Here is a 23,580-nt window from a genome sequence, read left to right as displayed (position 1 = left end):
TCCTTGCCTCAGCCTCGCGTCAGTTCGCCGAGCCGTTCTCGTCCAGCAGCTTCCGGTACCAGTCGCGCAGCCCGTCGCCTCCCTGGGACTTCCAGTCGGCCACGGCCTGCTGGACGTCGCTGATCTTCTTGCGGCCGCGGACCACGTCGTCCTCCAGCTGCTCGAAGTCGTTGGCGAGGTTGGTGTAGCGGTTGGGCTCGGTCACGGTCAGACCGTAGAAGGACGACTTCTTCGTGAAGGCGCCCATCCGCTGCTGCCACTCGACCTGGAGCCTGGCGATGTCCGGCAGGTCGGGGTGGGCCAGGTAGGCGGCCGGGTCGCCGGTGTAGTCGAAGGCGCCGAAGACCTCGTCGTTGCCCTCGGTGGTCTTGCTGGGCATGCCGTCCTGCACCGTGTAGTCGGTGCCCTCCACGCCGTAGACGGTGAGCATGTACTCCTTGGTGCCGTACGGCGCCGCGCAGAAGTTGGCGATCGCCAGGAAGTCCTTGATCTGCTGCTCGGACGCTTTCTCGCTGACGAAGGTGAAGATGCCCGCCGGCTGCGTCGCCCACAGGGTGGGGTCGCCGCCGTCGGGGCCGAAGATGTCGAAGGCGCCCATCTCGAAGTCGGCATTCTGGGTGCGCTGTTCGGCCGTCGAGGAGTGCCAGTAGTTGATGTCGCCGTTGAAGACGAGGACCTGGCCCGAGGTGAAGCGGTTGGACGAGTCGCCGTTGACGGCCCTGGCGTCCGGGTGGACCACGTCGGCCTCGTACAGCTTGCGCGTCCACTCCAGCGCTTCGAGGTACTCGTCGGTCTCGATCCGGTTGACGAGCTTGCCGTCCCTGAGGTCCCACCACAGCGCCTTGTCACTGCCGTTGAGGACGCCGTAGATGTTCAGGGCGGTCCACTTCATGTCGTCGCAGGCCCACACCTTCGCCCTGGCGTTGGTGGCCTCCTTGGCCCAGGACAGGAACTCGTCAGGGCTGGCGGGCAGTTCGTAGCCCTCCTGCGCGAAGAGGTCCTTGCGGTAGTAGGGCACGATGTTGGTGACGTACGAGGCCGGCATGGGGATCGCGCGGAGCTTGCCGCCGAAGATGGAGCGCTGCCAGGCGTCCGTCGGGACGGCCGCGAGGTTGGGGTAGTCCTTGACCTTGTCGCCGGAGAGGTAGGGGCCGAGGTCGGCGAACTTGGCGTTCACGGCGCTGGGTATCCGGCCGACCAGGTTCCAGCCCGGGACGACCACCACGTCGGGGACGTCGCTGGAGGCGAGGACGGCGCCCAGTTTCTGGTCGTAGGTGTTGCCGTCCTGGTTCTGCCAGCTGACCTTGACTCCGATGGCGTCGTTCATGGCCGTGTAGTACGGGTTGTCGCCGGACGGCGGGCTGCCCCACATCGGCGCCATGATCTTGAGCGAGCTGCCGGTGCCGAGCTTCTTGGGTACCGAGGTCTTCAGGGAGTTCAGGTCGATCGGCTTGGTGAAACCGGCCGCGGAGCCGTTCTTGGACGCGATGTCCGGTGTCACGACACCCGACGCCACGAACGTCGGAAGGATCTTCTGCGCTTCCCTGCCGGACGTGGTCCCGTCCCTGTTCTCCTCCTGGGAACCCCCGCAGGCGGCAAGCAGCGGCATCCCCCCGCCCACCGCGACGGCGGCGACCGCCGTCGAGGCGAGGAAGCTTCTCCGGCTGGGAGCGGCGGAGGCGGAAGCGGCGTTCGGCGTCATTGCGTCAACCCTTCGTGGCGCACCAAGGACACCCGGCGGGGGCCGTCGGCTGCGGTGTCTTGAGTGGAACTGGCTGAGCTGAAGCGATCCTTCGGCCACTACCGGTGCGACCAAGCCGGTGGGACCAAGCCGGTGCGGACCAGTAGTCGAAGCGCTTCGATGTGCTGTGAGATTAAGTGAACACTCGGGGGTGCACAAGGGCCGCATCCAAGATTCCTCCCAGGTATGGGAGGTGACCTTTTCTTATGCACTGCTTGAAGTGGAGGTGTTGATCTCTTGACACCCACCCTGAAGTCGAATGAGCATCGAAGCGCTTCGAAAGCATCGCACCGATCCATCGCAAGGGGATCCCACCGTGACCGCACACACGGCCTACACACCGCCTTTTCGCGATCCACACCTGCCGTTCGCGAAGCGCATCGACGATCTGCTGTCGCGCCTGACCCTGGACGAGAAGACCGGACTCCTGCACCAGTTCGCCCCGGCCGTCGAGCGTCTCGGCGTCGCGGCCTTCCGCACCGGCCAGGAGGCGCTGCACGGCGTGGCGTGGATGGGACCGGCGACGGTGTTCCCGCAGGCGGTCGGCCTGGGCGCGACCTGGAACCCGGATCTCGTACGGCGGATCGGCGACGCGGTGTCGAAGGAGGTCCGCGCGATGCGCGCCCATGACGACCGCGTCGGCCTCAACGTCTGGTCCCCGACCGTCAATCTCCTGAGGCACCCCCTGTGGGGCCGCAACGAGGAGGGCTACTCGGAGGACCCGAAGCTCACCTCGGCGATCGCCACCGCGTACACGCACGGACTGCGCGGCGACCACCCGGCGTACTGGCGCACCGCCCCCGTCCTCAAGCACTGGCTCGCCCACAACAACGAGACGGACCGCGCCGTCACCTCGTCCTCCGTCCGCCCGCGCGTACTGCACGAGTACGACCTGCGCGCCTTCCGCGAGACGGTTCAGGCGGGCGCGGTCGCCGGGGTCATGCCGGCGTACAACCTGGTCAACGGCCGCCCGAACCACGTCTCGCCGTATCTGCGCGAGCAGCTGCGCGCCTGGACCGACGACGACCTCCTGGTCTGCTCGGACGCGGGGGCGCCCTCCAACCTGGTCGACTGCGAGCACTACTTCGACACCCACGAGGAGGCGACCGCGGCGGCGCTGCTGGCCGGCGTCGACAGCTTCACCGACCACGGCACGGACAGTTCGCAGATCGTCGCGCGGATCCAAGGCGCCCTGGACCAGGGCCGGTTGACGGAGGCCGACCTGGACGCGGCGGTCCGCCGCCAGCTCTCGGTCCGCTTCCGGCTCGGCGAGTTCGACTCGTACGACGAAACCGGCGCCTTCGACACTCCGGAGCACCGCGCGCTCGCCCAGGAGGCGGCCGAGCAGGCGATCGTCCTGCTGAAGAACGACGGCATCCTGCCCCTCGCCCACGACACCCGCCTCGCCGTCGTCGGCCTGCTCGCCGACGAGTGCAAGCTCGACTGGTACAGCGGCACGCTCCTGCACCGCTCGACACCACTGGAGGGCCTGTACGAGCGGTTCGGCGCCGAGCGCGTGGAGTTCGCGGAGGGCGTGGACCGCGTACGGCTGCGGACGTCGGACGGTTCCTGCCTGTACGTGCCGCCCGCGGACGGCGCCGACGAAGCGCGCGGCGCCGAGGGCGCGCTGGACCCCGCGCTCCTCGCGGGCCGTACGGACCTCCCGCCGCTCACCACCGACCCCACCGGCACCGAACTCGCGCTCGTCGACTGGGGCGAGGGCGTCCTGACCCTGCGGGCCCCCGACGGCCGCTACCTCTCGGTCGCCGGCGACGGTCGCGTGCGGGCCTCCGCCGAGCAGCCCGGAGGCTGGGTCGTCCAGGAGACGTTCCGCCTGGAACCGCACGAGAACGGACACCTCCTCAGGCACGTCGGTACGGGCCGCCACGTCTCAGTCGCCGCCGACGGGGTGAAGGTTGCCGAGGAGGACCTGGAGGTCTTCCGGGTGGAGATCGTGGAGCGCGGCGAGGACGCGGTGGCGCGGATCGCCGCCCAGGCGGACGTGGTCCTGGTCGTCGCGGGCAACGACCCGCACATCAACGGCCGCGAGACCGAGGACCGTACGACGCTGCGCCTGCCCGACTACCAGGAGCGCCTGCTGCGCGCGGCCCGTGCCGCGAACCCGGCCACGGTGCTGACGCTGGTCTCCGCCTACCCGTACACGGTCGAGACGGCCGCCCTGCCCGCCCTGCTGTGGACCGCGCACGGCGGCCAGGCGGCCGGCACCGCCCTGGCCCGGGTGCTCGCCGGTGACGTCTCCCCCGCCGGCCGCCTCCCGCAGACCTGGTACGCCGACGACACCGACCTCCCCGGCCTGCTCGACTACGACGTGATCGGCGCCCGTCAGACCTACCTCTACTTCGAGGGCACGCCCCTGTTCCCCTTCGGCCACGGCCTGTCGTACGCGTCGTTCTCGTACACCGACCTGTCGGCCCGCGTCGAGGGCGAGACGGTGCACGTCTCCTTCAGCGTCACCCACACCGGTGATGTGACCGCCGACGAGGTCGCCCAGCTCTACACCCGCGCCGTGGACCCCTCGGTCCCGCGCCCGCGCCGCGAACTGGTGGCCCACCGCCGGATCACGCTCACCCCGGGGTCGAGCGAGCGGCTGACCTTCGAAGTCCCGCTGTCCGCCTTCGCGTTCTGGGATGTCGCGCACGGCCGGTGGCGGCTGGAGCCGGGCGCGTACGACGTATTCGCCGGCGCGTCCAGCGAGGACATCCGCCTGCGGACGACCCTCGTCCTCGACGGCGAGCCCGCCGCGCCCCGCCCGGTCGCCCGACGCGGCCTGGACGCCGCCGACTTCGACGAGCAGAGCGGGTCGGTCATCGTGGACCGTACGAAGGCGGCGGGCGACGCGGTGACACCGGCGGGCGACCGGGTGGCCGAACTCGTCTACCGTGCCTGCGACTTCGGGCCCGGTGTCACCCAGGTGAGTGCGACGGTGGCGGGCCGGGGTGTGGTGGAGGTGTCGCTGGACGGCGGCCCCGCACTGGCCGTGCTGGAGGCGGACGCGGGGGCGGGCCCGTACGACTACACCACCCTCGGCGCGGGTCTGGTCACCGCGGGCGTGCGCGACGTGCACCTCAGACTGCGCGGCCCACTGCGGCTCGCGCACGTCGGCTTCTCCGGTTGAGGGTCCGGGGCAGGCCGGCACGGAGAAGGGGTCCGGCACCGGAAGGCATCGGTGCCGGACCCTTTCGGAACTCTATATGAAAATGGTTCCCATAAGCTAGAGGGTCGTGAGCCAGAGAGGGCCAGAGGGCCATGAGTCAGAGAGTGAGGCCCGTGAGGACCAGCACCCGCTCGTAGGTGTAGTCGTCCATCGCGAACCTCACGCCCTCACGGCCCACACCGGACTGCTTGGCGCCGCCGTACGGCATCTGGTCGGCGCGGTAGGACGGCACGTCGCCGATGACGACACCGCCGACCTCAAGGGCGCGGTGAGCCCGGAAGGCGACCTGGAGGTCATGGGTGAAGACGCCCGCCTGGAGTCCGTACTTGGAGTCGTTGGCGGCGGCGAAGGCAGCCGCCTCGCCGTCCACCCGCTGCACGGTCAGGACGGGTCCGAAGACCTCCTCGCAGGAGATCGTCGTGCCGGCCGGTACGTCGGTGAGGACCGTCGGCGCGTACGAGGCGCCGTCGCGCTTGCCACCGGTGCGGAGCGTTGCCCCGGCGTCGACGGCCTCCTGGACCCAGGCCTCCACGCGCTTCGCGGCGTCCTCGCTGACCAGCGGGCCGACGTCGGTCGTGTCGTCGCCGGGGTCGCCGGTGACCTGGGCCTCGACGGCGGCGACGATGCGCGGGAGCAGGCGGTCGTAGACGGAGGCGTCGGCGATGACCCGCTGCACGGAGATGCAGGACTGGCCGCCCTGGTAGTTCGAGAAGGTGGCGATGCGGGTGGCCGCCCAGTCGAGGTCTGCGTCGGAGGCGTAGTCACCGAGCACCACGGCCGCGCCGTTGCCGCCCAGTTCCAGCGTGCAGTGCTTGCGCGGCACCGAGTCCATGATCGCGTAGCCGACCTTCTCGGAACCGGTGAAGGAGATCACCGGCAGCCGCTCGTCCTGGACGAGGGCGGGCATACGGTCGTTGGAAACCGGGAGGATCGACCAGGAACCGGCGGGCAGCTCCGTCTCGGCGAGCAGGTCGCCGATGACCAGGCCGGAGAGCGGGGTCGCCGGAGCCGGCTTCAGGATGATCGGCGTGCCCGCCGCGATCGCCGGGGCGATCTTGTGGGCGCAGAGGTTCAGCGGGAAGTTGAACGGCGCGATACCGAGTACGACGCCCTTCGGGAAGCGGCGTGTGAGGGCGAGCCGGCCCTGACCGCCGAGGTCGGTGTCGAGGCGCTGCGCCTCACCGCCGTTGAAACGCCGGGCCTCCTCAGCGGCGAACCGGAACACGGACACCGCCCGGCCCACCTCGCCCCGGGCCCACTTGACCGGTTTGCCGTTCTCCGCGGAGATCAGCTGCGCGATGTCCTCCGTGCGCTCCACGAGACGCCGGCTGACGTGGTCCAGCGCGGCGGCGCGTACATGCGCGGGCGTCGCCGCGAACTCGTCCCGCACGGCATACGCAGCCGCCACAGCTTCCTCGACCTGCGCATCCGTCGGCACAGCCACCTTGCCGACCAGGCGCCCGTCCCACGGCGAGGTGACGTCGAACGTAGCCTCACCGGCAGCCTGGCGACCGGCGAGCCAGAAGGCACGGCTGGAAGTCATGTGAAGTCCCGGCCCTTCCACGTAGGGAGATGGTTCTTGGTGCTCGGCCTCCACGGTAGGGGCGGAAAGGGGCGGAGTCGTTTGTCCAGTGCGTAGTGGTCAGGGGGTGCGGCACACCGGATCGGCAGAGCCGCCTTGCCCCCAGCTGCGGGCATGCGTGCCGCCTGGGGCGATGGGGGTCCCCCCGGTCGAGCGAAGCCGAGAGTGGGGGAGGGCGGGCGCAGGCGGCGCCCCGCAAGCGCCGGGCCGCGCGACGCCCTCCGCCCAGCCACCGCGCCGGGCCGCGCGACCCACCCCCGCCCAGCCCCGACGCACGGCAACCGCACCAGCCCCGCCGCACCTACTCCGCCGACGTCGCCTTGAGCGCCAGCCACAGTTCCATCCGCGCATCCGGGTCATCCAGCGACCGCTCGATGATCTCCTCCACCCGCCGCATGCGATACCGCAGGGTATGCCGATGAACCCCCAGGTCGGCCGCCGCGGCGTCCCACTGGCCGTGCCGGGACAGCCAGGCCCGGAGCGAGGCGACCAGATCCCCCCGCCCGGTCGCGTCATGCGCGTACAGCGGCCGCAGCAACCCGTCCGCAAACGCCTTCACCGCATCGTCCGCGAGCAACGGCACCACGGACCCCGCCGCCAGCTGCTCGTGCTCGACGGCCACCCGCCCCCGCCGCCGCGCCACGGACAGCGCCTGCCCGGCCTGCTTGTAGGCGACCGCGGCGGCGATCGGCCCGACGGGCGCCGACAGGCCCACGACCAGTTCGTCCTCGTCGGGCAGCGGCTGCTCCGCCCCCGCGGCCCGCGCCGCCTCCAAGGCCGCCGCGAACTCCCCGCACGCGGCCACCGCGGCCCCGCCGTCCGCGGCCAGCGCCACCAGCCGCTCCCCCTCCGGCACCACCAGTACGGCCTCACCCGCCCGCGCGCCCGCCGACTCCATGACCTCGGCGAGCCCGGCCAGCGCCTCCCCGTGCGCGGCGGCCGGCTCGGCGACGATCACGCGGAAGGGCGCGTCGAGGAGACCGTCGTACAGGTCCCCGGCCACCGCGCGGGCATGGTCGGGCTCCCCCGCGAGCAGCATCCGCAGCACCGCCGCCCCGAGCCGCTGCTCGGCGGCGTGCAGGGCACGGGACCGCTCCGTCGTCAATGTCAGCAACGCGATGGCCGCATGGACGGCGTAGCGTTCGGCCGTCCCCAGCGCCGCCGCCGTCCCCACCGCGAGCGCCGCCCGTGGCCGCCGGCCGGTGCCCAGGGAGTGCAGTTCGACCCGGTCCTCGTGCTCCGGCCCGCCCACGACCGCGGAGGCCGGCGCGGGCCGCTCCCGCAGCCGTTCCACGTCCGCCGTCAGCCGCGCGGCCCGCCGTCCCGCCCACTCCGGCGCGGTGGCGACGACGGCGCCCGAGGCGTCGTAGAGCGCCGCCCATCCGTCGACCTGCGAGGCGAGCGCGCCAAGCAGCCCCTCGGGCCCGTCCGTCAGGGCCTGCCTGGTGAGTTCGCGTTGCGCCGCGAACCCTGCCGTCACCGCCCGGTACTGGTCGGCCGCGATCGCCGCCGAGACGGCCTTGCTGATGGCGAGAAACGGCGTACGGCGCGGCACCTCCAGCAGCGGCAGACCTTCTTCCGCCGCCGCGTCGACGAGAGCCTCGGGGGTCTCCTCGTAGCTGACCCCGACGGCGAAGCCGAGCCCGACGACGCCCGCCCCCACCAGCCGCTTCACATAACGCCGCATCGCCTCCGGGTCCTCCGCGTCCAGTTTCAGCGCGGTGATCAGCAGCAGCTCCCCGCCCTCCATGTACGGCACGGGATCGGCCAGCTCACTGACGTGCGCCCAGCGAACGGGCACGTCCAGCCGGTCCTCGCCCGCGCGCACGGTGAGCTTGAGCGCGGAGTGGTGGACGAGCGAGGCAAGCGTCGGGGGCATGGAGCCTTCAGGTCGGTGATGGTTCCGTGATCACTGTGATCCTTTGGCCGCCGCGTATGAACGGCCTATGCCGATTCTGCCTCACCGTACGGTCGCCGCACGCCCCCGTGTTCGGCTGTCAGCCCCGCAGGTCCACCAGCAGCGGCGGCGCATGCTCCCCCTGCACGGACGTCAGGGACAGCACCGCATGCCCCGGCGGCACCGCATGCGCCAGCTCGGACGCCGACCACCGCTCCCGCTCAACCTGCCGCACGGTCACCGCCCGCGCGGTCGGCGCCTTGCCGGTGATCACGCGCCGCAGCATGTGCAGGGCCTTCCCGGCCGGGGTCTCGGCGATGATCTGCCGGTCGGTCACATCCCGCGCCTCGGTCCACTCCTTGCCCCACACCTCGGCGAAGTCCTGCCCGTCCCACGGCGTCAGCCCGGACAGCGCCATCCGGCAGCCGGCGGCCCCGAGCAGCGGCCCGCGCAGCGGCCTCGGTACGTCGTCGAGGGTGCGCAGGGTCAGGACGACTCCGGCATGAGCGGACCGCAGCCGCTGAATCCCCCGTACGGCTTCCGGGGTGACGACACCCGAGGCGTCGTCCAGGATCAGACAGGCGAACAGCGAACGGTCCTCCCGCACCGCCACACTCGCCGAGAACTGCGCCAGCACCAGCCGCGCCAGCATCCGTGAGGCGTCCGCGTGCCCGCGCTCGGGCAGGTCGATCCGCACCCGCACCGGATGGTCGAGCGCCTTCAGCGAGAACGGCCGCGACTGACCCGACGTGTCGAAGAACCCCGCGAACGCCGGCCGGTCCAGCAACGCCACCCGGTCCGCGAGCACCCCGCCCACATCACCCGGGTGCCCCATCTGCCGTGCCCGCGCGTCCAGTTCACGCAGCATCGACTCCTGACCGGAGCCTGCGAGGCCCTGGCGCAGCGCGTCCAGCGGACCGGCCGCCCCGTCGAGCAGCTGCCGCAGCTCCGGCACGGAGGGGAAGCGCCCGTGGACCGCCCGGAACGGCCCGAGCAGCTGCGCGAGCACGGTCGTGGACCGGCGGCTGTCACTGCCCGGATGCGGATCGGCCAGATCCCCGACGAGCGCCTCGGCGAGCACGGCCGCGGCCTCATCGGGGTCCGTGGTCCCGCCGTACAGGTCCAGGTCGTACACGGATTCCGGATTCCCGATCCGTACGACGACGTCATACGCGTCGGCCGGGCCGAGCCCCGCGCCCGCCCCGCCGACCACGACGACCGCGGCCCGCCCGGCGAGCGCGTGCAGGCACAGCGACTCGGCCAGCGGACGGACGACACTGCCGGTCTTGCCGGAACCCGCCGGTCCGACGGCCAGCAGGGACGTGCCGAGCAGCTCGGGGCCGAGGCCGAGGCCGGTGCCCCGGTAGGCGTACGGGTTGCGCGCGTCGTCGGCCGTCGTACCGAGCCGTACCTGTCCGGTGAGGAGGTCGTGCCGGGCCAGCCGGGCCGGCAGATCGCGCGCCCCGGAAGGGTGCAGACAGGCGGCGGCGCCGTCCTTCAGTACGGCACCGGTGAAGGTCGCGAGGCTGTGCCGACCGCTGCGCACCCCCTGCCAGGCACGGGCGATCCGGGCGTGGTCCACGTCCCGCATCAGCCCGCCCCGAGCCTCGGCGGCGAGCCGCTCGGCGGCGTCGGCGGCACCGGCGGCGCGCACGGCGGGCCAGGCGGCGGGATCTTCTTCGGGGGCGGGCGGGCGTTCGTCCGCCCGGGAGGCCTGGCGCCAGGCGGGCGGGCCGTAGCGGCGCCAGATATCGCCCCAGCGGCCGAGCCGGCCGACGCCGACCATGATGATCAGCGCGATCACCAGGTAGTAGGCGTAGACGACCACGACGGCGGTGAAGCTGTGCGGTTCGACCCAGGACTCGGGGATCATCGCGTAGAGCGGCAGCAGCCACCAGCCGCCGAGATAGCCGTTCCACAGCAACGACCAGATCAGCCAGCCGACCAGGAACGCGATCAACGCCCCGCCGATCAGCTGCCGCCCCGGAATGACCTCCGGCTCCTCGTCCGGCCGCGGCCGATGCCCGAACCGCCACACTCCGGGCGCCGCCTCCGGACGGGGCGCCCGCAGCCACGCCAGGAACGCCGAGCCGTCCGGCCGTGGCGGCACGCCGGGTGCCTCCGTCGGCCGCGGCGGTACCGCGGGCATGGCCGGCGGTCCCGCTGGACGCGGCACAGGGTTCGCATGCGTACCCCGCGCGTCCTGCGTCCCGTCGCTGTCCATCGCGCTTGCCCCCTGAGCAGCCGTTCCGTCCACCATCAGCGAGTCAATCTAACGCCCCGGCAAGGGGAGTTCACCGCTGGCGCCCCGGCAGGCAGCGTTTGCCCGTCAAGGAGCGGCGTCCGGCGCGCGGAGCGGACCAAAGCGCTCCGGATATCGTCGTCCCTTCATATCGCACATGGTGGACGAAACGGGGACGCTCGGTACGTGGCCCGCAGGCGCCCGCCCGCTCGGCGTCGCTATGTCCACCGCGGACAACCGGAATCCCTGACGACGCCCACATGGAGCATGCCCACCCTCCGCCCCCGGTCCTAGCCTGCGAGAAAGAAGAGAACGCCAAGCGTCCGCACCACCCCAGGAGCCCCTCATGACCGCAATCCCGCAGGAGCGCCGCGTCGTCACCGCCATCCCCGGCCCGAAGTCGCAGGAACTGCAGGCCCGCCGTACCGCAGCGGTCGCGCAGGGCGTGGGTTCCGTACTGCCGGTGTTCACCGCGCGGGCGGGCGGCGGGATCATCGAGGACGTCGACGGCAACCGGCTGATCGACTTCGGGTCGGGCATCGCCGTGACGTCCGTCGGCGCGTCCGCCGAGGCCGTCGTACGCCGGGCGTCCGCGCAGCTCGCCGACTTCACCCACACCTGTTTCATGGTCACGCCATACGAGGGGTACGTCGAGGTCGCGGAGGCGCTGGCGGAGCTGACGCCGGGCGAGCACGCCAAGAAGTCGGCGCTGTTCAACTCCGGCGCGGAGGCCGTCGAGAACGCCGTCAAGATCGCCCGTGCGTACACCAAGCGCCAGGCCGTCGTCGTCTTCGACCACGGCTACCACGGCCGTACGAACCTCACGATGGCGCTGACCGCGAAGAACATGCCGTACAAGCACGGCTTCGGGCCGTTCGCACCCGAGGTGTACCGGGTTCCGGTGGCGTACGGCTACCGCTGGCCGACCGGCCCGGACAACGCGGGCCCGGAGGCCGCCGCGCAGGCCATCGACCAGATGTCCAAGCAGGTCGGCGCGGAGAACATCGCCGCGATCATCATCGAGCCGGTGCTCGGCGAGGGCGGTTTCATCGAGCCCGCGAAGGGCTTCCTGCCGGCCGTGCGGAAGTTCGCCGCCGACAACGGGATCGTCTTCGTCGCCGACGAGATCCAGTCCGGCTTCTGCCGTACCGGGCAGTGGTTCGCCTGCGAGGACGAGGGCATCGTTCCGGACCTGATCACGACCGCGAAGGGGATCGCCGGCGGTCTCCCGCTCGCCGCGGTGACCGGCCGCGCCGAGATCATGGACGCCGCGCACGCCGGTGGCCTGGGCGGCACCTACGGCGGCAACCCGGTCGCCTGCGCCGGTGCGCTCGGCTCGATCGAGACCATGAAGGAGCTCGACCTCAACGCCAGGGCGAAGGCGATCGAGGCGACGATGAAGCCCCGGCTGTCGGCGATGGCCGAGAAGTTCGACATCGTCGGCGACGTGCGCGGCCGTGGCGCCATGATCGCCATCGAGCTGGTCAAGGACCGCGCCACCAAGGAGCCGAACCCGGAGGCCACCGCCGCGCTCGCCAAGGCCTGCCACCAGGAAGGCCTGCTGGTCCTGACCTGTGGCACCTACGGCAATGTGCTGCGCTTCCTGCCCCCGCTCGTCATCGGCGAGGATCTGCTGATCGAGGGCCTCGACATCATCGAGCAGGCCTTCGCCCGGGTCTGAGCCCGGCCGTCAGAGCGTGTGAAGAAGGTGTGCGAGGTGGATGACGGGACGCGATTCCGTCTGTCGTACGCCCACCCCCTGCCGTAGGTTCTACCCAGATGAGAGATACACCCCGTCCACAGGGGACTGTGGGCGGCCACAGGCCGGGGCCTCCCCAGCTTCGACCTGGTCGTGCCCTCGCGCACACAACCGGGGCCTCTGGCTCCGGATCTCCTCACCGATCGGACAGTCGCCCGCCCCAAACCCCCCGGGGCGGCCGACCATCCGATCTGATCGGCCGCCCCGGAACCACCCCCCCTGTTCCGGGGCGGCCGGCCTCCTTCCTTCTCGGCCTTCCAGCCCTCCTTCTCCTTCTCGGCCTTCCGGCCCTCCTCTTCGCGCTGATCACCTGGCAGGTCGTCGTCGACGGCCCGTTGCTGCGCCTCGACGCGCGGGTCAGCCGGGCCCTCGTCCACCCGGACCGGTTCTCCGAACTCCTCGCCGACCTGGGCGGTGTCCCGGTCGCGGTGCCGGTGTTCACGGTCGCCGCCGCATACGCCGCCTGGCGTGCCCGCCGCAGTGGTACAGACCGCTGGTGGCTGCCGGCCACCGCGGCGGCCTTCGCGATGGCGCTCGTCCCGGTCCTGGTGGTCCCGCTGAAGGAACTGACGGACCGCCCGGGCACCCCGGCCGTGCCGCCCGCCACCGGCTACTACCCCTCCGGCCACACGGCCACCGCCGCCATCGCCTACGGCTGTGCGACCCTGCTTCTCCTCCCCTGGCTCCGCACGGCCCGGACCCGCCGCACCCTCGTCCTCGGCTGTGCCGCCGTCAACGCCGGCGTCGGCTTCGGCCTGGTCCGCCGCGGCTACCACTGGCCACTGGACGTGGTGGCCAGCTGGTGCCTCGGTACGGTGCTGCTGACGGCGTTCGTGCTGTGCGTGCGTCCGCGTGCCGGCCGAAACAGCGGCCGGACGGCCGCTGGAACCCGGAGTTCGGGTAGCGGTCCCAGTTGAGTTGAGGGGGGTTCCTGCCGTCCCGCGAGGGGCCGGACCCAAAGCCACCGTTGCGTAGTCCGCGTAGGCCGCACGGGCGGCCGACGAGAGAGCGGCGGGGAATCGGAGGATGGAGCGCCGCCAGCTTGGTCGAGACCGGTTCGGCAGCGCCCCGAAAGGGCGCGGGGGCTGTGTCGATGTGCGGCTCCGCCGCGTGGACGCGGCCAGCCACGACGGCGCCGCAGACAACCGGCGACCCATCACGGCCCCGCGGCGGAGCCGCACATCGACCCGGTCAGCGGAGCGCTCAGCGTTCCCCGCCCGCCAGACCCGCCGCGGCCTCGTGCATGGCCAGTTCGAGGAGTGCCGGGTCGGTGAGGGTGCCGGAGCCGTCCGGTGGGACCAGCCAGCGGACTCCGCCGGTGGCGCGTCCCGGGTACGGCACGACGATCCAGGTGCCCGCACCGGCCGTACGGATGCCGGTGCCGAGCCAGCGGGCGGCCGTACCCGGTGGCACGAAGAAGCCCATCCGGGCGTCGCCGAAGTCGGCCAGCACGGGCCCGGGCCGGTCGAGGATGCGGGTCAGTACGTCGAGGGTGGGGTAGCCGAGTCCGCCCGGCAGGATCAGGACGTCCCAGGCTTTGCCGGCCGGGAGCAGCGCGACCCCGAGGGGGTTGCGCTCCCACTCCCAGCGGCAGGCCTCGGGGTCCGGTGCGACGGACGCGAGCCACTCGACCGCCGTCTTCGCCCCTGTCATGACATGACCTCCCTGTCTTTCGTCGACGCGGATCGCGTCACGAGGGAGAGGGAGATCTCCCTGCGGCATTACGCGGGTTCGCTCAACCTGTTGGAGTGAACTGGGTCACATCCAACTGCGCCCGTGTGACCCTCAGCCTGATCCCGGGTCAGCTGTCGAAGCCGAGCCCCAGCCTGTCCATGGTCCTCAGCCACAGATTGCGCCGCCCGCCGTGCGCGTCGGCGCGGGCCAGCGACCACTTCGTGAGCGCGATCCCGGTCCAGGCGAAGGGCTCCGGCGGAAACGGCAGCGGCTTCTCGCGCACCATGTCCAGTTCCGTGCGCTCCGTCCGCTCCCCCGCCAGCAGGTCCAGCATCACCTCGGCACCGAAGCGGGTGGCGCCGACGCCCAGGCCCGTGAACCCGGCCGCGTACGCCACCTTCCCCCGGTGCGCGGTGCCGAAGAACGCCGAGAAGCGCGAGCAGGTGTCGATCGCGCCGCCCCACGCGTGGGTGAAGCGCACGCCCTCCAGCTGCGGGAAGCAGGTGAAGAAGTGCCCGGCGAGCTTGGCGTACGTCTCCGGGCGGTCGTCGTACTCGGCGCGCACCCGGCCGCCGTACGGGTAGACGGCGTCGTAGCCGCCCCAGAGGATGCGGTTGTCGGCGGAGAGCCGGAAGTAGTGGAACTGGTTCGCCGAGTCTGAGAGGCCCTGGCGGTTCTGCCAGCCGATGGAGGCGAGTTGGCCCGTGGTGAGCGGTTCGGTCATCAGCGCGTAGTCGTAGACCGGGACGGTGTACGCCCGTACCCGCTTGACCAGGCTGGGGAAGACGTTGGTGCCGAGCGCGACGCTGCGGGCGCGGATCGACCCGTAGGGGGTGCGTACGGCCATACCGGCGCCGTACGGCTTCAGGCTGAGCGCGGGGGTGTGCTCGTGGACGCGCACGCCGAGTTCGAGGCACGCGCGCTTCAGGCCCCAGGCGAGCTTGGCGGGGTTGAGCATGGCGACGCCTCGACGGTCGTGGAGGCCCGCCCGGAAGGTCGGTGAGTCGACCTGTTCCCGTACCGCTTCGGCGTCCAGGAACTCGACGCCGTCGGCGAGGCCCCGGCGCTCCGTCTCCTCGTACCAGTCGCGCAGTTCCCGCGCCTGGTACGTCTCGGTGGCGACGTCGATCTCGCCGGTGCGCTCGAAGTCGCAGTCGATGGAGTAGCGCGCGACCGCCGCCTCGATCTCGTCGAGGTTGCGGGCGCCCAGTCGCTGAAGCTTGTGGATCTCGTCCGGCCAGCGGGTGAGCCCGTTGGCCAGGCCGTGGGTGATCGAGGCGGCGCAGAAGCCGCCGTTACGGCCCGAGGCGGCCCAGCCCGCCTCGCGGCCCTCCACCAGCACCACATCCCGCTGCGGGTCGCGCTCCTTGGCGATCAGCGCGGTCCACAGTCCGCTGTAGCCACCGCCGACGACCAGCAGATCGCAGGTCTCGGGGCCGGTGAGGGCGGGTTCCGGGCGGGGCCTGCCGGGGTCGTCCAGCCAGTACGAGACCGGCTGGGCTTCAGAGAGTGCCTCTATCCCGTTACTGCCATGTGTTCCGTTACTGCCACGGCTCATGGCGCTTGGGGCCATGAATTTCAACTCCCCACAGAGGTTTTCTGGTTTCTTCTGGTTGTTTCCGGTTATGCCTTGTGCCTGTTGCGGCGATTGCTGACGACCATGGAGGCCAGCACGAGCAGGACGGCGACCAGGAACATGGCCGTACCGATGACATTGATCTGGACGGGTGTTCCGCGCTGTGCCGAGCCCCAGACGAACATGGGGAAGGTGACGGTCGAACCCGCGTTGAAATTGGTGATGATGAAATCGTCGAAGGAGAGCGCGAAGGCGAGCAGGGCGCCCGCGGCGATTCCCGGGGCCGCGATCGGCAGGGTGACCCGGATGAACGTCTGGAACGGTCCGGCGTACAGATCCTGCGCCGCCTGCTCCAGCCTCGGGTCCATCGACATCACGCGCGCCTTGACGGCCGTCACGACGAAGCTGAGGCAGAACATGATGTGCGCGATCAGGATCGTCCAGAATCCCAACTGCGCACCCAGGTTGAGGAACAGGGTGAGCAGCGAGGCCGCCATGACGACCTCGGGCATCGCCATCGGCAGGAAGATCAGCGAGTTGACCGCCCCCCGCGCGCGGAACCGGTAGCGGACCAGCGCGAAGGCGATCATCGTGCCGAGGACGGTGGCACCGAGCGTCGCCCAGAACGCGATCTGCAGGCTGACCGACAGCGAGCCGCACATGTCGGCGACACCGCACGGATCCTTCCAGGCGTCGGTGGAGAACTCCTGCCACTGGTAGTTGAAGCGCCCCTTCGGGTTGTTGAAGGAGAACACCGTGACGACGACGTTCGGCAGCAGCAGATATCCGAGGGTCACCAGTCCCGCGATGACGACGAAATGCCGCCTGAGCCAGTTGACGCTCGTACCGAATATGCGGCTCTGTCGCGTGTCCATTTAAACCAGATCCTCCGTTCCGGACCTGCGGATGTAGAAGGTGACCATGATGAGGATCGCGGCCATCAGGATGAAGGAGAGGGCCGCGGCCGTCGGGTAGTCGAGGATCCGCAGGAACTGGGACTGGATGACGTTGCCGACCATGCGGGTGTCGGTGGAGCCGAGCAGATCGGCGTTGACGTAGTCACCGGACGCCGGGATGAAGGTCAGCAGCGTGCCGGAGACGACGCCCGGCATCGACAGCGGGAAGGTGACCTTCCGGAAGGTCGTGACCGGCTTGGCGTACAGATCGCCCGCCGCCTCGTGCAGCCGTCCGTCGATGCGCTCCAGCGAGCTGTAGAGCGGCAGGATCATGAACGGCAGGAAGTTGTACGTCAGACCGCACACGACCGCCAGCGGAGTCGCCAGCACCCGGTCGCCCGAGGTCCAGCCGAGCCAGCTGGTGACGTCCAGGACGTGCAGCGTGTTGAGGGCGCCGACGACCGGGCCGCTGTCCGCGAGGATCGTCTTCCAGGCGAGCGTACGGATCAGGAAGCTGGTGAAGAACGGCGCGATCACCAGGATCATGATCAGGTTCCGCCAGCGGCCCGCACGGAACGCGATCAGGTAGGCCAGCGGGTAGCCGAGGATCAGACACAGGATCGTCGCGGCGCCGGCGTACAGCACCGAGCGCAGAAACTGCGGGTAGTAGTCGGACAGCGCGTCCCAGTAGGTCGCGAAGTGCCAGGTGACCTTGTAGCCCTCCTCCAGGGAGCCCGTCTGCACGGACGTGGAGGCCTGGTAGATCATCGGCATCGCGAAGAAGACCAGCAGCCAGAGGATGCCGGGCAGGAGCAGCCAGTACGGCGTCCAGCGACCGCGCCTCCGCGGGGGTTTCGCCTCCGGAGCCGGCGCGAGAGGCGGTGGCGCCTCGGTGAGGGCCGCCATCAGAGCGCCGCCTCTTCCTCGACGCCCGCGTCGATGGCCTGGGCGGCGTCGAGCCCGAAGGTGTGCGCCGGGCTCCAGTGCAGGACGACGCCGGCGCCGGGGACGAGCCGGGCGTCCCGGTCGATGTTCTGGGCGTAGACCTCGAACTCGGGGCAGACCGGGCTGTCGATGACGTACTGCGTGGAGACCCCGATGAACGACGTCGCCGCGATCGTGCCGGTGATGCGGTTGCGGGCCGTGGGGATCTCGCCCGCGTCGTCCGCGTGGGTGAGGGTGATCTTCTCGGGGCGCACGCCGACCAGCACCTTGCCGCCGGTCGTCGTGGGCGCGGAGCAGCGCGTCTCGGGCAGGACCAGCTTGCCGCCGGCGGCCCGGACGACGACCTCGCCGCCGGTCTTGTTGTCGACCTCGGCCTCTATCAGGTTGGAGGTGCCGAGGAAGTTGGCGACGAACGTCGTCCTGGGGTTCTCGTAGAGGTCGGTGGGCGAGCCGAGCTGTTCGACGCGGCCCGCGTTCATCACGGCGACGGTGTCGGCCATCGTCATGGCCTCCTCCTGGTCGTGCGTGACATGGATGAAGGTGATGCCGACCTCGGTCTGGATGCGCTTCAGCTCCAGCTGCATCTGGCGGCGCAGCTTGAGGTCGAGGGCGCCGAGGGGCTCGTCGAGCAGCAGCACCTTGGGGGTGTTGATCAGCGCGCGGGCGACCGCGACGCGCTGCTGCTGGCCGCCGGAGAGCTGATGCGGTCTCTTGCGCGCCTGCTCGCCCAGCTGCACCAGGTCGAGCATGTCCTCCACCTGCTTCTTCACCGACCTGATGCCGCGCCGGCGCAGGCCGAAGGCGACGTTCTCGAAGATGTCGAGGTGCGGGAAGAGGGCGTACGACTGGAAGACCGTGTTCACCGGCCGCTTGTACGGCGGCAGTTGCGTGACCTCCTGGTCGCCGAGGTGGACGGTGCCACTCGTCGGCTCCTCAAGCCCCGCGATCATGCGCAGAGTCGTGGTCTTGCCGCAGCCGGAAGCGCCGAGCAGGGCGAAGAAGGAGCCCTGCGGCACGGTCAGGTCGAGCGGGTGTACGGCGGTGAAGGAGCCGTAGGTCTTGCTGATCCCCGAGAGGCGGACGTCGCCGCTGCTGTCGTTCGTCATCGTCGTCACGCCCCTGTCAGCTTCGCGAACTTCTCTTCATAGGCCGTCTCTTCCTTCGAGCTCAGCGAGCGGAAGGCATGGGACTTCGCGGCCATTTCCCGGTCCGGGATGATCAGCGGGTTGTCCGCCGCGCTCTCGTCGATCTTCGCGAGGTAGGGCTTCACACCGTCCACGGGGCAGACGTAGTTGATGTAGGCGGCCAGTTCGGCGGCCGGCTCCGGCTCGTAGTAGTAGTCCATGAGCCGTTCGGCGTTCGTCTTGTGACGCGCCTTGTTGGGGATCAGCATGTTGTCGGTCGACGTCATGTAGCCGCTGTCCGGGATGACGAAGTCGACGTCCGGGCTGTCCGCCTTGAGCTGGACGACGTCGCCCGCCCACGCGATACAGGCCGCGAAGTCGCCGCTGGTGATGTCGGACGTGTAGTCGTTGCCGGTGAAGCGCCGGATCTGGCCCTGGTCCACGGCCTTCTGGAGACGGGCGATCGCCGCGTCGTAGTCGTCGTCCGTGAACTTCGCCGGGTCCTTGCCCATGTCCAGCAGCGTCATCCCGATGCTGTCGCGCATCTCGGTGAGGAAGCCTATGCGGCCCTTGAGCCTGGGGTTGTCGAGCATGTCGGAGACCGACGTGACCTCGATGCCGTCGAGCGCCTTCTTGTTGTACGCGATGACGGTCGAGATGCCCTGCCAGGGGTACGAGTAGGCCCGCCCGGGATCCCAGTCCGGGCTGCGGAACTGGGAGGACAGATTGGCGTACGCGTGCGGCAGGTTGGCCGGGTCCAGTTTCTGGACCCACCCCAGCCGGATGAGGCGCCCGGCCAGCCAGTCGGTGAGGACGATGAGGTCGCGGCCGGTGTCCTGGCCGGCGGCGAGCTGCGGCTGGATCTTGCCGAAGAACTCGTTATTGTCGTTGATGTCCTCGGTGTACTTGACCTTGATACCGGTCCGCTTGGTGAACGCGTCGAGCGTGGGGTGGTGCTTCTCGCTCTCGTCGATGTCGATGTACTCGGTCCAGTTGGAGAAGTTGACCTCCTTCTCGTCCTTGGAGTGGTCCTCGGCGGAGGTGCCGCCCTCCGTCTTGCCGGCCGCGGGGATCCCGCAGGCGCTCAGCGCCCCGAGGCCGCCGGCCGCGAGCGCGCCGCCCGCGGAGGCGCGCAGCAGCGAACGACGGTTGAGGGCGGCCCTGCCGCTGCGGAGGCTGCGCCGCATGGCGGACAGCTGGACCGGAGTCAGCGGTTCGGGCTCGTACTGCTCCATGCGCTTGGTGCCCTTTCGGGATGGGCGGCCGCGGGTCGGGCGGCCTGTCTGCTAGCGGTCCCCGAAGATCGTGCGGTGCCAGTCCTTCCTGGGCACCGCCGTGTTGTCGAACATGACGTGCTTGATCTGGGTGTACTCGTCGAAGGAGTAGGTTGACATGTCCTTACCGAAACCGGAGGCCTTGTAGCCGCCGTGCGGCATCTCGCTGATGATCGGGATGTGGTCGTTGACCCACACGCAGCCGGCCTTGATCTCACGGGTCGCGCGGTTCGCCCGGTAGACGTCCCTGCTCCACGCGGACGCGGCCAGCCCGTACGGGGTGTCGTTGGCCAGCCGGATGCCCTCGTCGTCGCTGTCGAAGGGGAGGACGACGAGGACCGGGCCGAAGATCTCGGACTGGACGATCTCGCTGTCCTGCGCGGCGTCCGCGACCAGGGTGGGGCGATAGTACGCGCCGTTCTTGAGATCGCCCTGTGGTGCCTCACCGCCGGTGACCACGCGCGCGTAGGCACGCGCCCGGTCGACGAAACCGGCGACGCGGTCGCGCTGGACGTGCGAGATGAGGGGCCCGAGGTCGGTACCGGGGGCGAAGGGGTCGCCGAGCCGGACCGTCTCCATCAGGGCGGCGGTGCGCTGGACGAACTCCTCGTAGAGCGGCCGTTGTACGTACGCGCGCGTGGCGGCCGTGCAGTCCTGGCCGGTGTTGATGAGGGCGCCCGCGACAGCGCCGTTGACGGCCGCCTCCAGATCGGCGTCGTCGAAGACGACGAAGGGGGCCTTGCCGCCCAGCTCCAGGTGGATGCGCTTGACGGTGGCCGTGGCGATCTCGGCGACGCGCTTGCCGACCGCGGTGGAGCCGGTGAAGGAGGTCATGGCGACGCCGGGATGGCCGACGAGATGCTCGCCGGCTTCCTTGCCCGTCCCGGTGACGATGTTGATGACACCGTCCGGGACGCCGGCCTCGGTGGCGGCCTCGGCGAAGAGGAGGGAGGTCAGCGGGGTGAGTTCGGCGGGCTTCAGGACGATGGTGTTGCCCGCGGCGATCGCCGGGAGGACCTTCCAGGCGGTCTGGAGGGGGTAGTTCCAGGGCGCGACGGAGCCGACGACGCCGATGGGTTCGCGGCGGACGTACGACGTGTGGTCGCCGGAGTACTCCCCCGCCGACTGCCCCTGGAGATGCCGGGCGGCCCCCGCGAAGAACGCGGTGTTGTCGATGGTTCCCGGCACGTCGAACTCGCGGGTCAGCTTCAGCGGCTTGCCGCACTGGAGGGACTCGGCGCGGGCGATGTCCTCGGCGCGGTCGGCGAGCACGGCGGCGAAGCGGTGCAGTGCGTCGGAACGCTCGCCGGGGGTGGTCGCGGCCCAGCCCGGGAAGGCCTGGCGCGCGGCGGCCACGGCCGCGTCGACGTCCTCGGTGCCGGCCAGCTCGTACCGGTAGACGTCCTCGCCGGTGGCCGGGTCGACGACCGCGTGCGTACGACCTGAGGTGCCCTGCGTCAGACGGCCCGCGATGTACTGCGCACCGGCCGCGAGGCGCTCCTGTGCGGGGAATCGGTCCTGTGCTGCGGATCCGTGCGCGGTGCCCGGGTTGTGCATGTCGTCGCTCTCCTCCGCCGTCGCCACTGGTGATCAGGTGTGGGTGGCGTAGCTTCAGCTCGATTTGAGCGCCGATCCTGACAGAGCTATGGGCATCCAACAAGTGATTTCGTTGTTGCCTTTTGGTTACGCGACGGAATCTGTCGACCAGGTGTCGAGTCGGCCTGAGAAAGGGGGGACGGATTGTCAGTGGTGCCTGCCAGACTCGCATGCATGGGGAAGATCGATTCGCGGGAGGCCCTGGTCAGGGAGGTCCGCGCCGGGGCGAGAGTGAAGTACCTGCACTTCTGGGGACACCGCGCGCGGGCGGACGGCCGCGTCGGTGCGAGCTGTCTGAGCCAATGGTGGCCGTCGCCGTTCGCAGTGGACGGCGTGACCTACCCGACCGCCGAGCACTGGATGATGGCAGGCAAGGCACGGCTGTTCGGGGACGCGGAGGCAGAGCGCCGGGTGCTGGCCGCGAGCCATCCCGCCGAGGCCAAGAAGGCCGGCCGTCTCGTACGCGGCTTCGACGAGGCGACATGGGAGCGCGAGCGGTTCGAGCTCGTGCGTACCGGCAGCGTGCACAAGTTCACCGCCCATCCCGAACTGCGCGACTTCCTGCTGGGCACAGGCCATCGGGTGCTGGTGGAGGCGAGCCCGGTGGACCGGGTGTGGGGGATCGGGCTGGCGGCGGATGACGAGGCCGCGATGGATCCGGAGCGCTGGCGGGGGTTGAATCTGCTGGGGTTCGCGTTGATGGGGGCGCGGGATGAGTTGGGGGTGGGGACGGGGGGTTAGGTGCGGGCCTCTGATGGCGAGGGGCGCGGGAGGAGTTGGAGGTGGGGACGGGGGGTTAGGTGCGGGCCTCTGATGGCGGGGGGTGGGGTGGGGGTGAGGCGACGCGGGGCCGAATGGCCGGGGTAGCGCCCGGAGGCGAGGCGCGGGGGCCGAACGACCGGAATGAGCGACCAGAGGCAAACCGCGAAGGCCGACCGCCGAAGCCACCGCCCAGACGCAAACCGCGAAGGCCGAATGGCCGGGGTGTCGCGCCGGGCGGTGCTGGGGAGCGTTGGGCGGTGGCGGGGGTATCGGGGCCAGGGCTGGGCCATGTCCCCGGGCGGTCAGGTGGGCTGATCCGTCTCGGTCAGAGCGCGATCAGCAGCACGATGATGCCGAAGCCCAGGGCGATGCCGACCGCGCCGCAGATGATGCCGCCGAGGGCCTGGCCCGGGTTGGTGGACTCGCCCCTGCGGGCCCTTGCGCGGCCGAGCGCGCCGAAGATCACTGCGAGGATGCCGAGGACGATGGCCAGTGGCCAGAGACAGAAGAAGACGGCCGCGATGATGCCGAGCACCAGGCTGGCCGTACCCATCCCGTTGGCCGGCGTGGGCTGCATACCCGGCCAGCCGTAGTAGCCCGCGCCGGGCGGAGGCGGGTATCCGGGACCGGTGGGGTGACCGTGACCCGCCGGGTAGCCCGGACCGGCAGGGTGACCGTGACCGGCCTGGTAGCCCGGCCCCGCCGGGTAGCCCGGTCCCACCGGGTAGCCGTACGGGATCTGGCCGGGGCCGTCGGGGGCTATGGGTGGCGGTGGGACGGGCTCGCCGTGAGCGTAGGGGGCGGCTGGTGCGGACGGTGCCGACGGCGCGGGCGGGGCGAAGAGGTTGGCTGAGCCGTCGGCCGGGGGTGTGGGGGCCGGGGGCGCGAAGGGGTTCGCCCACGGCTGGGGCGACTGGGAGGAGTGGAGCGAATGAGGCGAATGGGGCGGCTGACGTTGCGCCTCTCTGGTGCCCGGCGCCACGGGGTTCGCCCACTCCTGGTTGCCGTCCGACGCGGTGGGGGCCGTGTCCGTCGGGGGGACCGATGCGACCGTCTGCTGATCACGGACGGAGGGGCCGGACACCGGAGCCCACGGGTTCGGCTCGGGCCGCGCGTCGGCAGGGCCGTTCACCGGCTCCCCACCGCCACCCGCACTCGCCGCCCCCGCCGGGTCCGCCTTCCCCACGTCGACCGCGGACTCCGCGCCCTCGGCCAGCGGCACCTCCGCCGCGTCGTCCGCTGCCGCGGAGTCGCCCGTTTCGCCGGGCGGCGTCGGCCAGTGTGCTGCGGTGTCACGCGCCTCCGGCGTCTGCGCGTCGTCGGACATGCGCGGGGTC

16 protein-coding genes are annotated in these 23,580 nt (G+C 70.8%); 4 read left to right on the top strand and 12 right to left on the bottom strand.

The window, feature by feature from the left end; translation table 11 throughout:
• Nucleotides 1-19: 19 nt before the first annotated feature.
• Nucleotides 20-1,702 carry an extracellular solute-binding protein gene (locus GFH49_RS21650; protein ID WP_155057752.1) on the bottom strand — a complete coding sequence of 561 codons (1,683 nt, stop codon included), beginning with the start codon at nucleotides 1,700-1,702 and terminating at the stop codon, nucleotides 20-22.
• A 355-nt stretch (nucleotides 1,703-2,057) separates the two neighbouring features.
• Here GFH49_RS21650 and GFH49_RS21645 point away from each other — a divergent pair, with 355 nt between their 5' ends.
• Entirely contained in the window at nucleotides 2,058-4,877 is a 2,820-nt protein-coding gene (locus GFH49_RS21645; RefSeq protein WP_155057751.1) for a glycoside hydrolase family 3 C-terminal domain-containing protein, read from the top strand.
• 136 nt (nucleotides 4,878-5,013) lie between these two features.
• Here the strand turns inward: GFH49_RS21645 and GFH49_RS21640 are convergent, their stop codons facing one another.
• The 3 genes from GFH49_RS21640 to GFH49_RS21630 form a co-directional block, all read right to left on the bottom strand.
• A complete protein-coding gene (locus tag GFH49_RS21640) occupies nucleotides 5,014-6,459 on the bottom strand; it encodes an aldehyde dehydrogenase family protein (protein WP_155057750.1) in 1,446 nt (481 codons plus the stop codon).
• Nucleotides 6,460-6,799: 340 nt separating this feature from the next.
• On the bottom strand, nucleotides 6,800-8,377 hold the full coding sequence (locus GFH49_RS21635) for a PucR family transcriptional regulator (RefSeq protein WP_155057749.1): 1,578 nt from the start codon (nucleotides 8,375-8,377) through the stop codon (nucleotides 6,800-6,802).
• Nucleotides 8,378-8,495: 118 nt separating this feature from the next.
• The gene (locus GFH49_RS21630) at nucleotides 8,496-10,619 is read right to left on the bottom strand and encodes an ATP-binding protein (RefSeq protein WP_155057748.1); all 2,124 of its coding nucleotides are present in this window, start codon (nucleotides 10,617-10,619) and stop codon (nucleotides 8,496-8,498) included.
• 364 nt (nucleotides 10,620-10,983) lie between these two features.
• On the opposite strand from GFH49_RS21630, the gene gabT reads away from it, so the two are divergent.
• Together gabT and GFH49_RS21620 are read left to right on the top strand one after the other, a co-directional pair.
• The gene (gene gabT, locus GFH49_RS21625; protein WP_155057747.1) at nucleotides 10,984-12,318 is read left to right on the top strand and encodes a 4-aminobutyrate--2-oxoglutarate transaminase; all 1,335 of its coding nucleotides are present in this window, start codon (nucleotides 10,984-10,986) and stop codon (nucleotides 12,316-12,318) included.
• 128 nt (nucleotides 12,319-12,446) lie between these two features.
• Complete coding sequence (locus GFH49_RS21620; protein ID WP_230396411.1) at nucleotides 12,447-13,313, top strand: phosphatase PAP2 family protein; 867 nt, start codon at nucleotides 12,447-12,449, stop codon at nucleotides 13,311-13,313.
• Between the two features lie 286 nt (nucleotides 13,314-13,599).
• On the opposite strand, the gene GFH49_RS21615 is transcribed toward GFH49_RS21620, so the two are convergent.
• From GFH49_RS21615 to GFH49_RS21585, 7 genes are all read right to left on the bottom strand, one after another.
• Nucleotides 13,600-14,049, bottom strand: coding sequence for a hypothetical protein (locus GFH49_RS21615; protein ID WP_155057745.1), 450 nt, complete (start codon nucleotides 14,047-14,049; stop codon nucleotides 13,600-13,602).
• Between the two features lie 148 nt (nucleotides 14,050-14,197).
• Complete coding sequence (locus GFH49_RS21610; RefSeq protein WP_155057744.1) at nucleotides 14,198-15,643, bottom strand: NAD(P)/FAD-dependent oxidoreductase; 1,446 nt, start codon at nucleotides 15,641-15,643, stop codon at nucleotides 14,198-14,200.
• 50 nt (nucleotides 15,644-15,693) lie between these two features.
• A complete protein-coding gene (locus GFH49_RS21605) occupies nucleotides 15,694-16,521 on the bottom strand; it encodes an ABC transporter permease (protein ID WP_155057743.1) in 828 nt (275 codons plus the stop codon).
• Nucleotides 16,522-17,448 (bottom strand): ABC transporter permease, encoded by a 927-nt coding sequence (locus GFH49_RS21600; RefSeq protein ID WP_155057742.1) that lies wholly within the window; start codon nucleotides 17,446-17,448, stop codon nucleotides 16,522-16,524. It lies immediately after the preceding gene.
• The gene (locus tag GFH49_RS21595; protein WP_408055934.1) at nucleotides 17,448-18,593 is read right to left on the bottom strand and encodes an ABC transporter ATP-binding protein; all 1,146 of its coding nucleotides are present in this window, start codon (nucleotides 18,591-18,593) and stop codon (nucleotides 17,448-17,450) included. The genes GFH49_RS21600 and GFH49_RS21595 overlap by 1 nt, the downstream gene beginning before the upstream one ends.
• A gap of 5 nt (nucleotides 18,594-18,598) precedes the next feature.
• The gene (locus GFH49_RS21590) at nucleotides 18,599-19,846 is read right to left on the bottom strand and encodes a polyamine ABC transporter substrate-binding protein (protein ID WP_155057740.1); all 1,248 of its coding nucleotides are present in this window, start codon (nucleotides 19,844-19,846) and stop codon (nucleotides 18,599-18,601) included.
• Nucleotides 19,847-19,897: 51 nt separating this feature from the next.
• On the bottom strand, nucleotides 19,898-21,442 hold the full coding sequence (locus GFH49_RS21585; protein WP_155057739.1) for a gamma-aminobutyraldehyde dehydrogenase: 1,545 nt from the start codon (nucleotides 21,440-21,442) through the stop codon (nucleotides 19,898-19,900).
• 213 nt (nucleotides 21,443-21,655) lie between these two features.
• Here GFH49_RS21585 and ybiA point away from each other — a divergent pair, with 213 nt between their 5' ends.
• Nucleotides 21,656-22,222 (top strand): riboflavin biosynthesis intermediates N-glycosidase, encoded by a 567-nt coding sequence (gene ybiA, locus GFH49_RS21580; protein WP_155057738.1) that lies wholly within the window; start codon nucleotides 21,656-21,658, stop codon nucleotides 22,220-22,222.
• A gap of 346 nt (nucleotides 22,223-22,568) precedes the next feature.
• Here the strand turns inward: ybiA and GFH49_RS39440 are convergent, their stop codons facing one another.
• Nucleotides 22,569-23,570 (bottom strand): DUF4190 domain-containing protein, encoded by a 1,002-nt coding sequence (locus tag GFH49_RS39440; RefSeq protein WP_196218074.1) that lies wholly within the window; start codon nucleotides 23,568-23,570, stop codon nucleotides 22,569-22,571.
• Between the last annotated feature and the right edge of the window lie 10 nt (nucleotides 23,571-23,580).

Source organism: Streptomyces blattellae, from assembly GCF_009709555.1.
Classification (GTDB): domain Bacteria; phylum Actinomycetota; class Actinomycetes; order Streptomycetales; family Streptomycetaceae; genus Streptomyces; species Streptomyces blattellae.
This window is presented reverse-complemented; position numbering and strand designations above follow the sequence as displayed.

Bases quoted from the DNA above. Each gene is read 5' to 3' on its own strand.
- GFH49_RS21650 (WP_155057752.1), bottom strand. From the start codon at position 1,702: ATGACGCCGAACGCCGCTTCCGCCTCCGCCGCTCCCAGCCGGAGAAGC.
- GFH49_RS21640 (WP_155057750.1), bottom strand. From the start codon at position 6,459: ATGACTTCCAGCCGTGCCTTCTGGCTCGCCGGTCGCCAGGCTGCCGGT.
- GFH49_RS21635 (WP_155057749.1), bottom strand. From the start codon at position 8,377: ATGCCCCCGACGCTTGCCTCGCTCGTCCACCACTCCGCGCTCAAGCTC.
- GFH49_RS21630 (WP_155057748.1), bottom strand. From the start codon at position 10,619: ATGGACAGCGACGGGACGCAGGACGCGCGGGGTACGCATGCGAACCCT.
- gabT (WP_155057747.1), top strand. From the start codon at position 10,984: ATGACCGCAATCCCGCAGGAGCGCCGCGTCGTCACCGCCATCCCCGGC.
- GFH49_RS21615 (WP_155057745.1), bottom strand. From the start codon at position 14,049: ATGACAGGGGCGAAGACGGCGGTCGAGTGGCTCGCGTCCGTCGCACCG.
- GFH49_RS21610 (WP_155057744.1), bottom strand. From the start codon at position 15,643: ATGGCCCCAAGCGCCATGAGCCGTGGCAGTAACGGAACACATGGCAGT.
- GFH49_RS21605 (WP_155057743.1), bottom strand. From the start codon at position 16,521: ATGGACACGCGACAGAGCCGCATATTCGGTACGAGCGTCAACTGGCTC.
- GFH49_RS21600 (WP_155057742.1), bottom strand. From the start codon at position 17,448: ATGGCGGCCCTCACCGAGGCGCCACCGCCTCTCGCGCCGGCTCCGGAG.
- GFH49_RS21595 (WP_408055934.1), bottom strand. From the start codon at position 18,593: ATGACGAACGACAGCAGCGGCGACGTCCGCCTCTCGGGGATCAGCAAG.
- GFH49_RS21590 (WP_155057740.1), bottom strand. From the start codon at position 19,846: ATGGAGCAGTACGAGCCCGAACCGCTGACTCCGGTCCAGCTGTCCGCC.
- GFH49_RS21585 (WP_155057739.1), bottom strand. From the start codon at position 21,442: ATGCACAACCCGGGCACCGCGCACGGATCCGCAGCACAGGACCGATTC.
- ybiA (WP_155057738.1), top strand. From the start codon at position 21,656: ATGGGGAAGATCGATTCGCGGGAGGCCCTGGTCAGGGAGGTCCGCGCC.
- GFH49_RS39440 (WP_196218074.1), bottom strand. From the start codon at position 23,570: ATGTCCGACGACGCGCAGACGCCGGAGGCGCGTGACACCGCAGCACAC.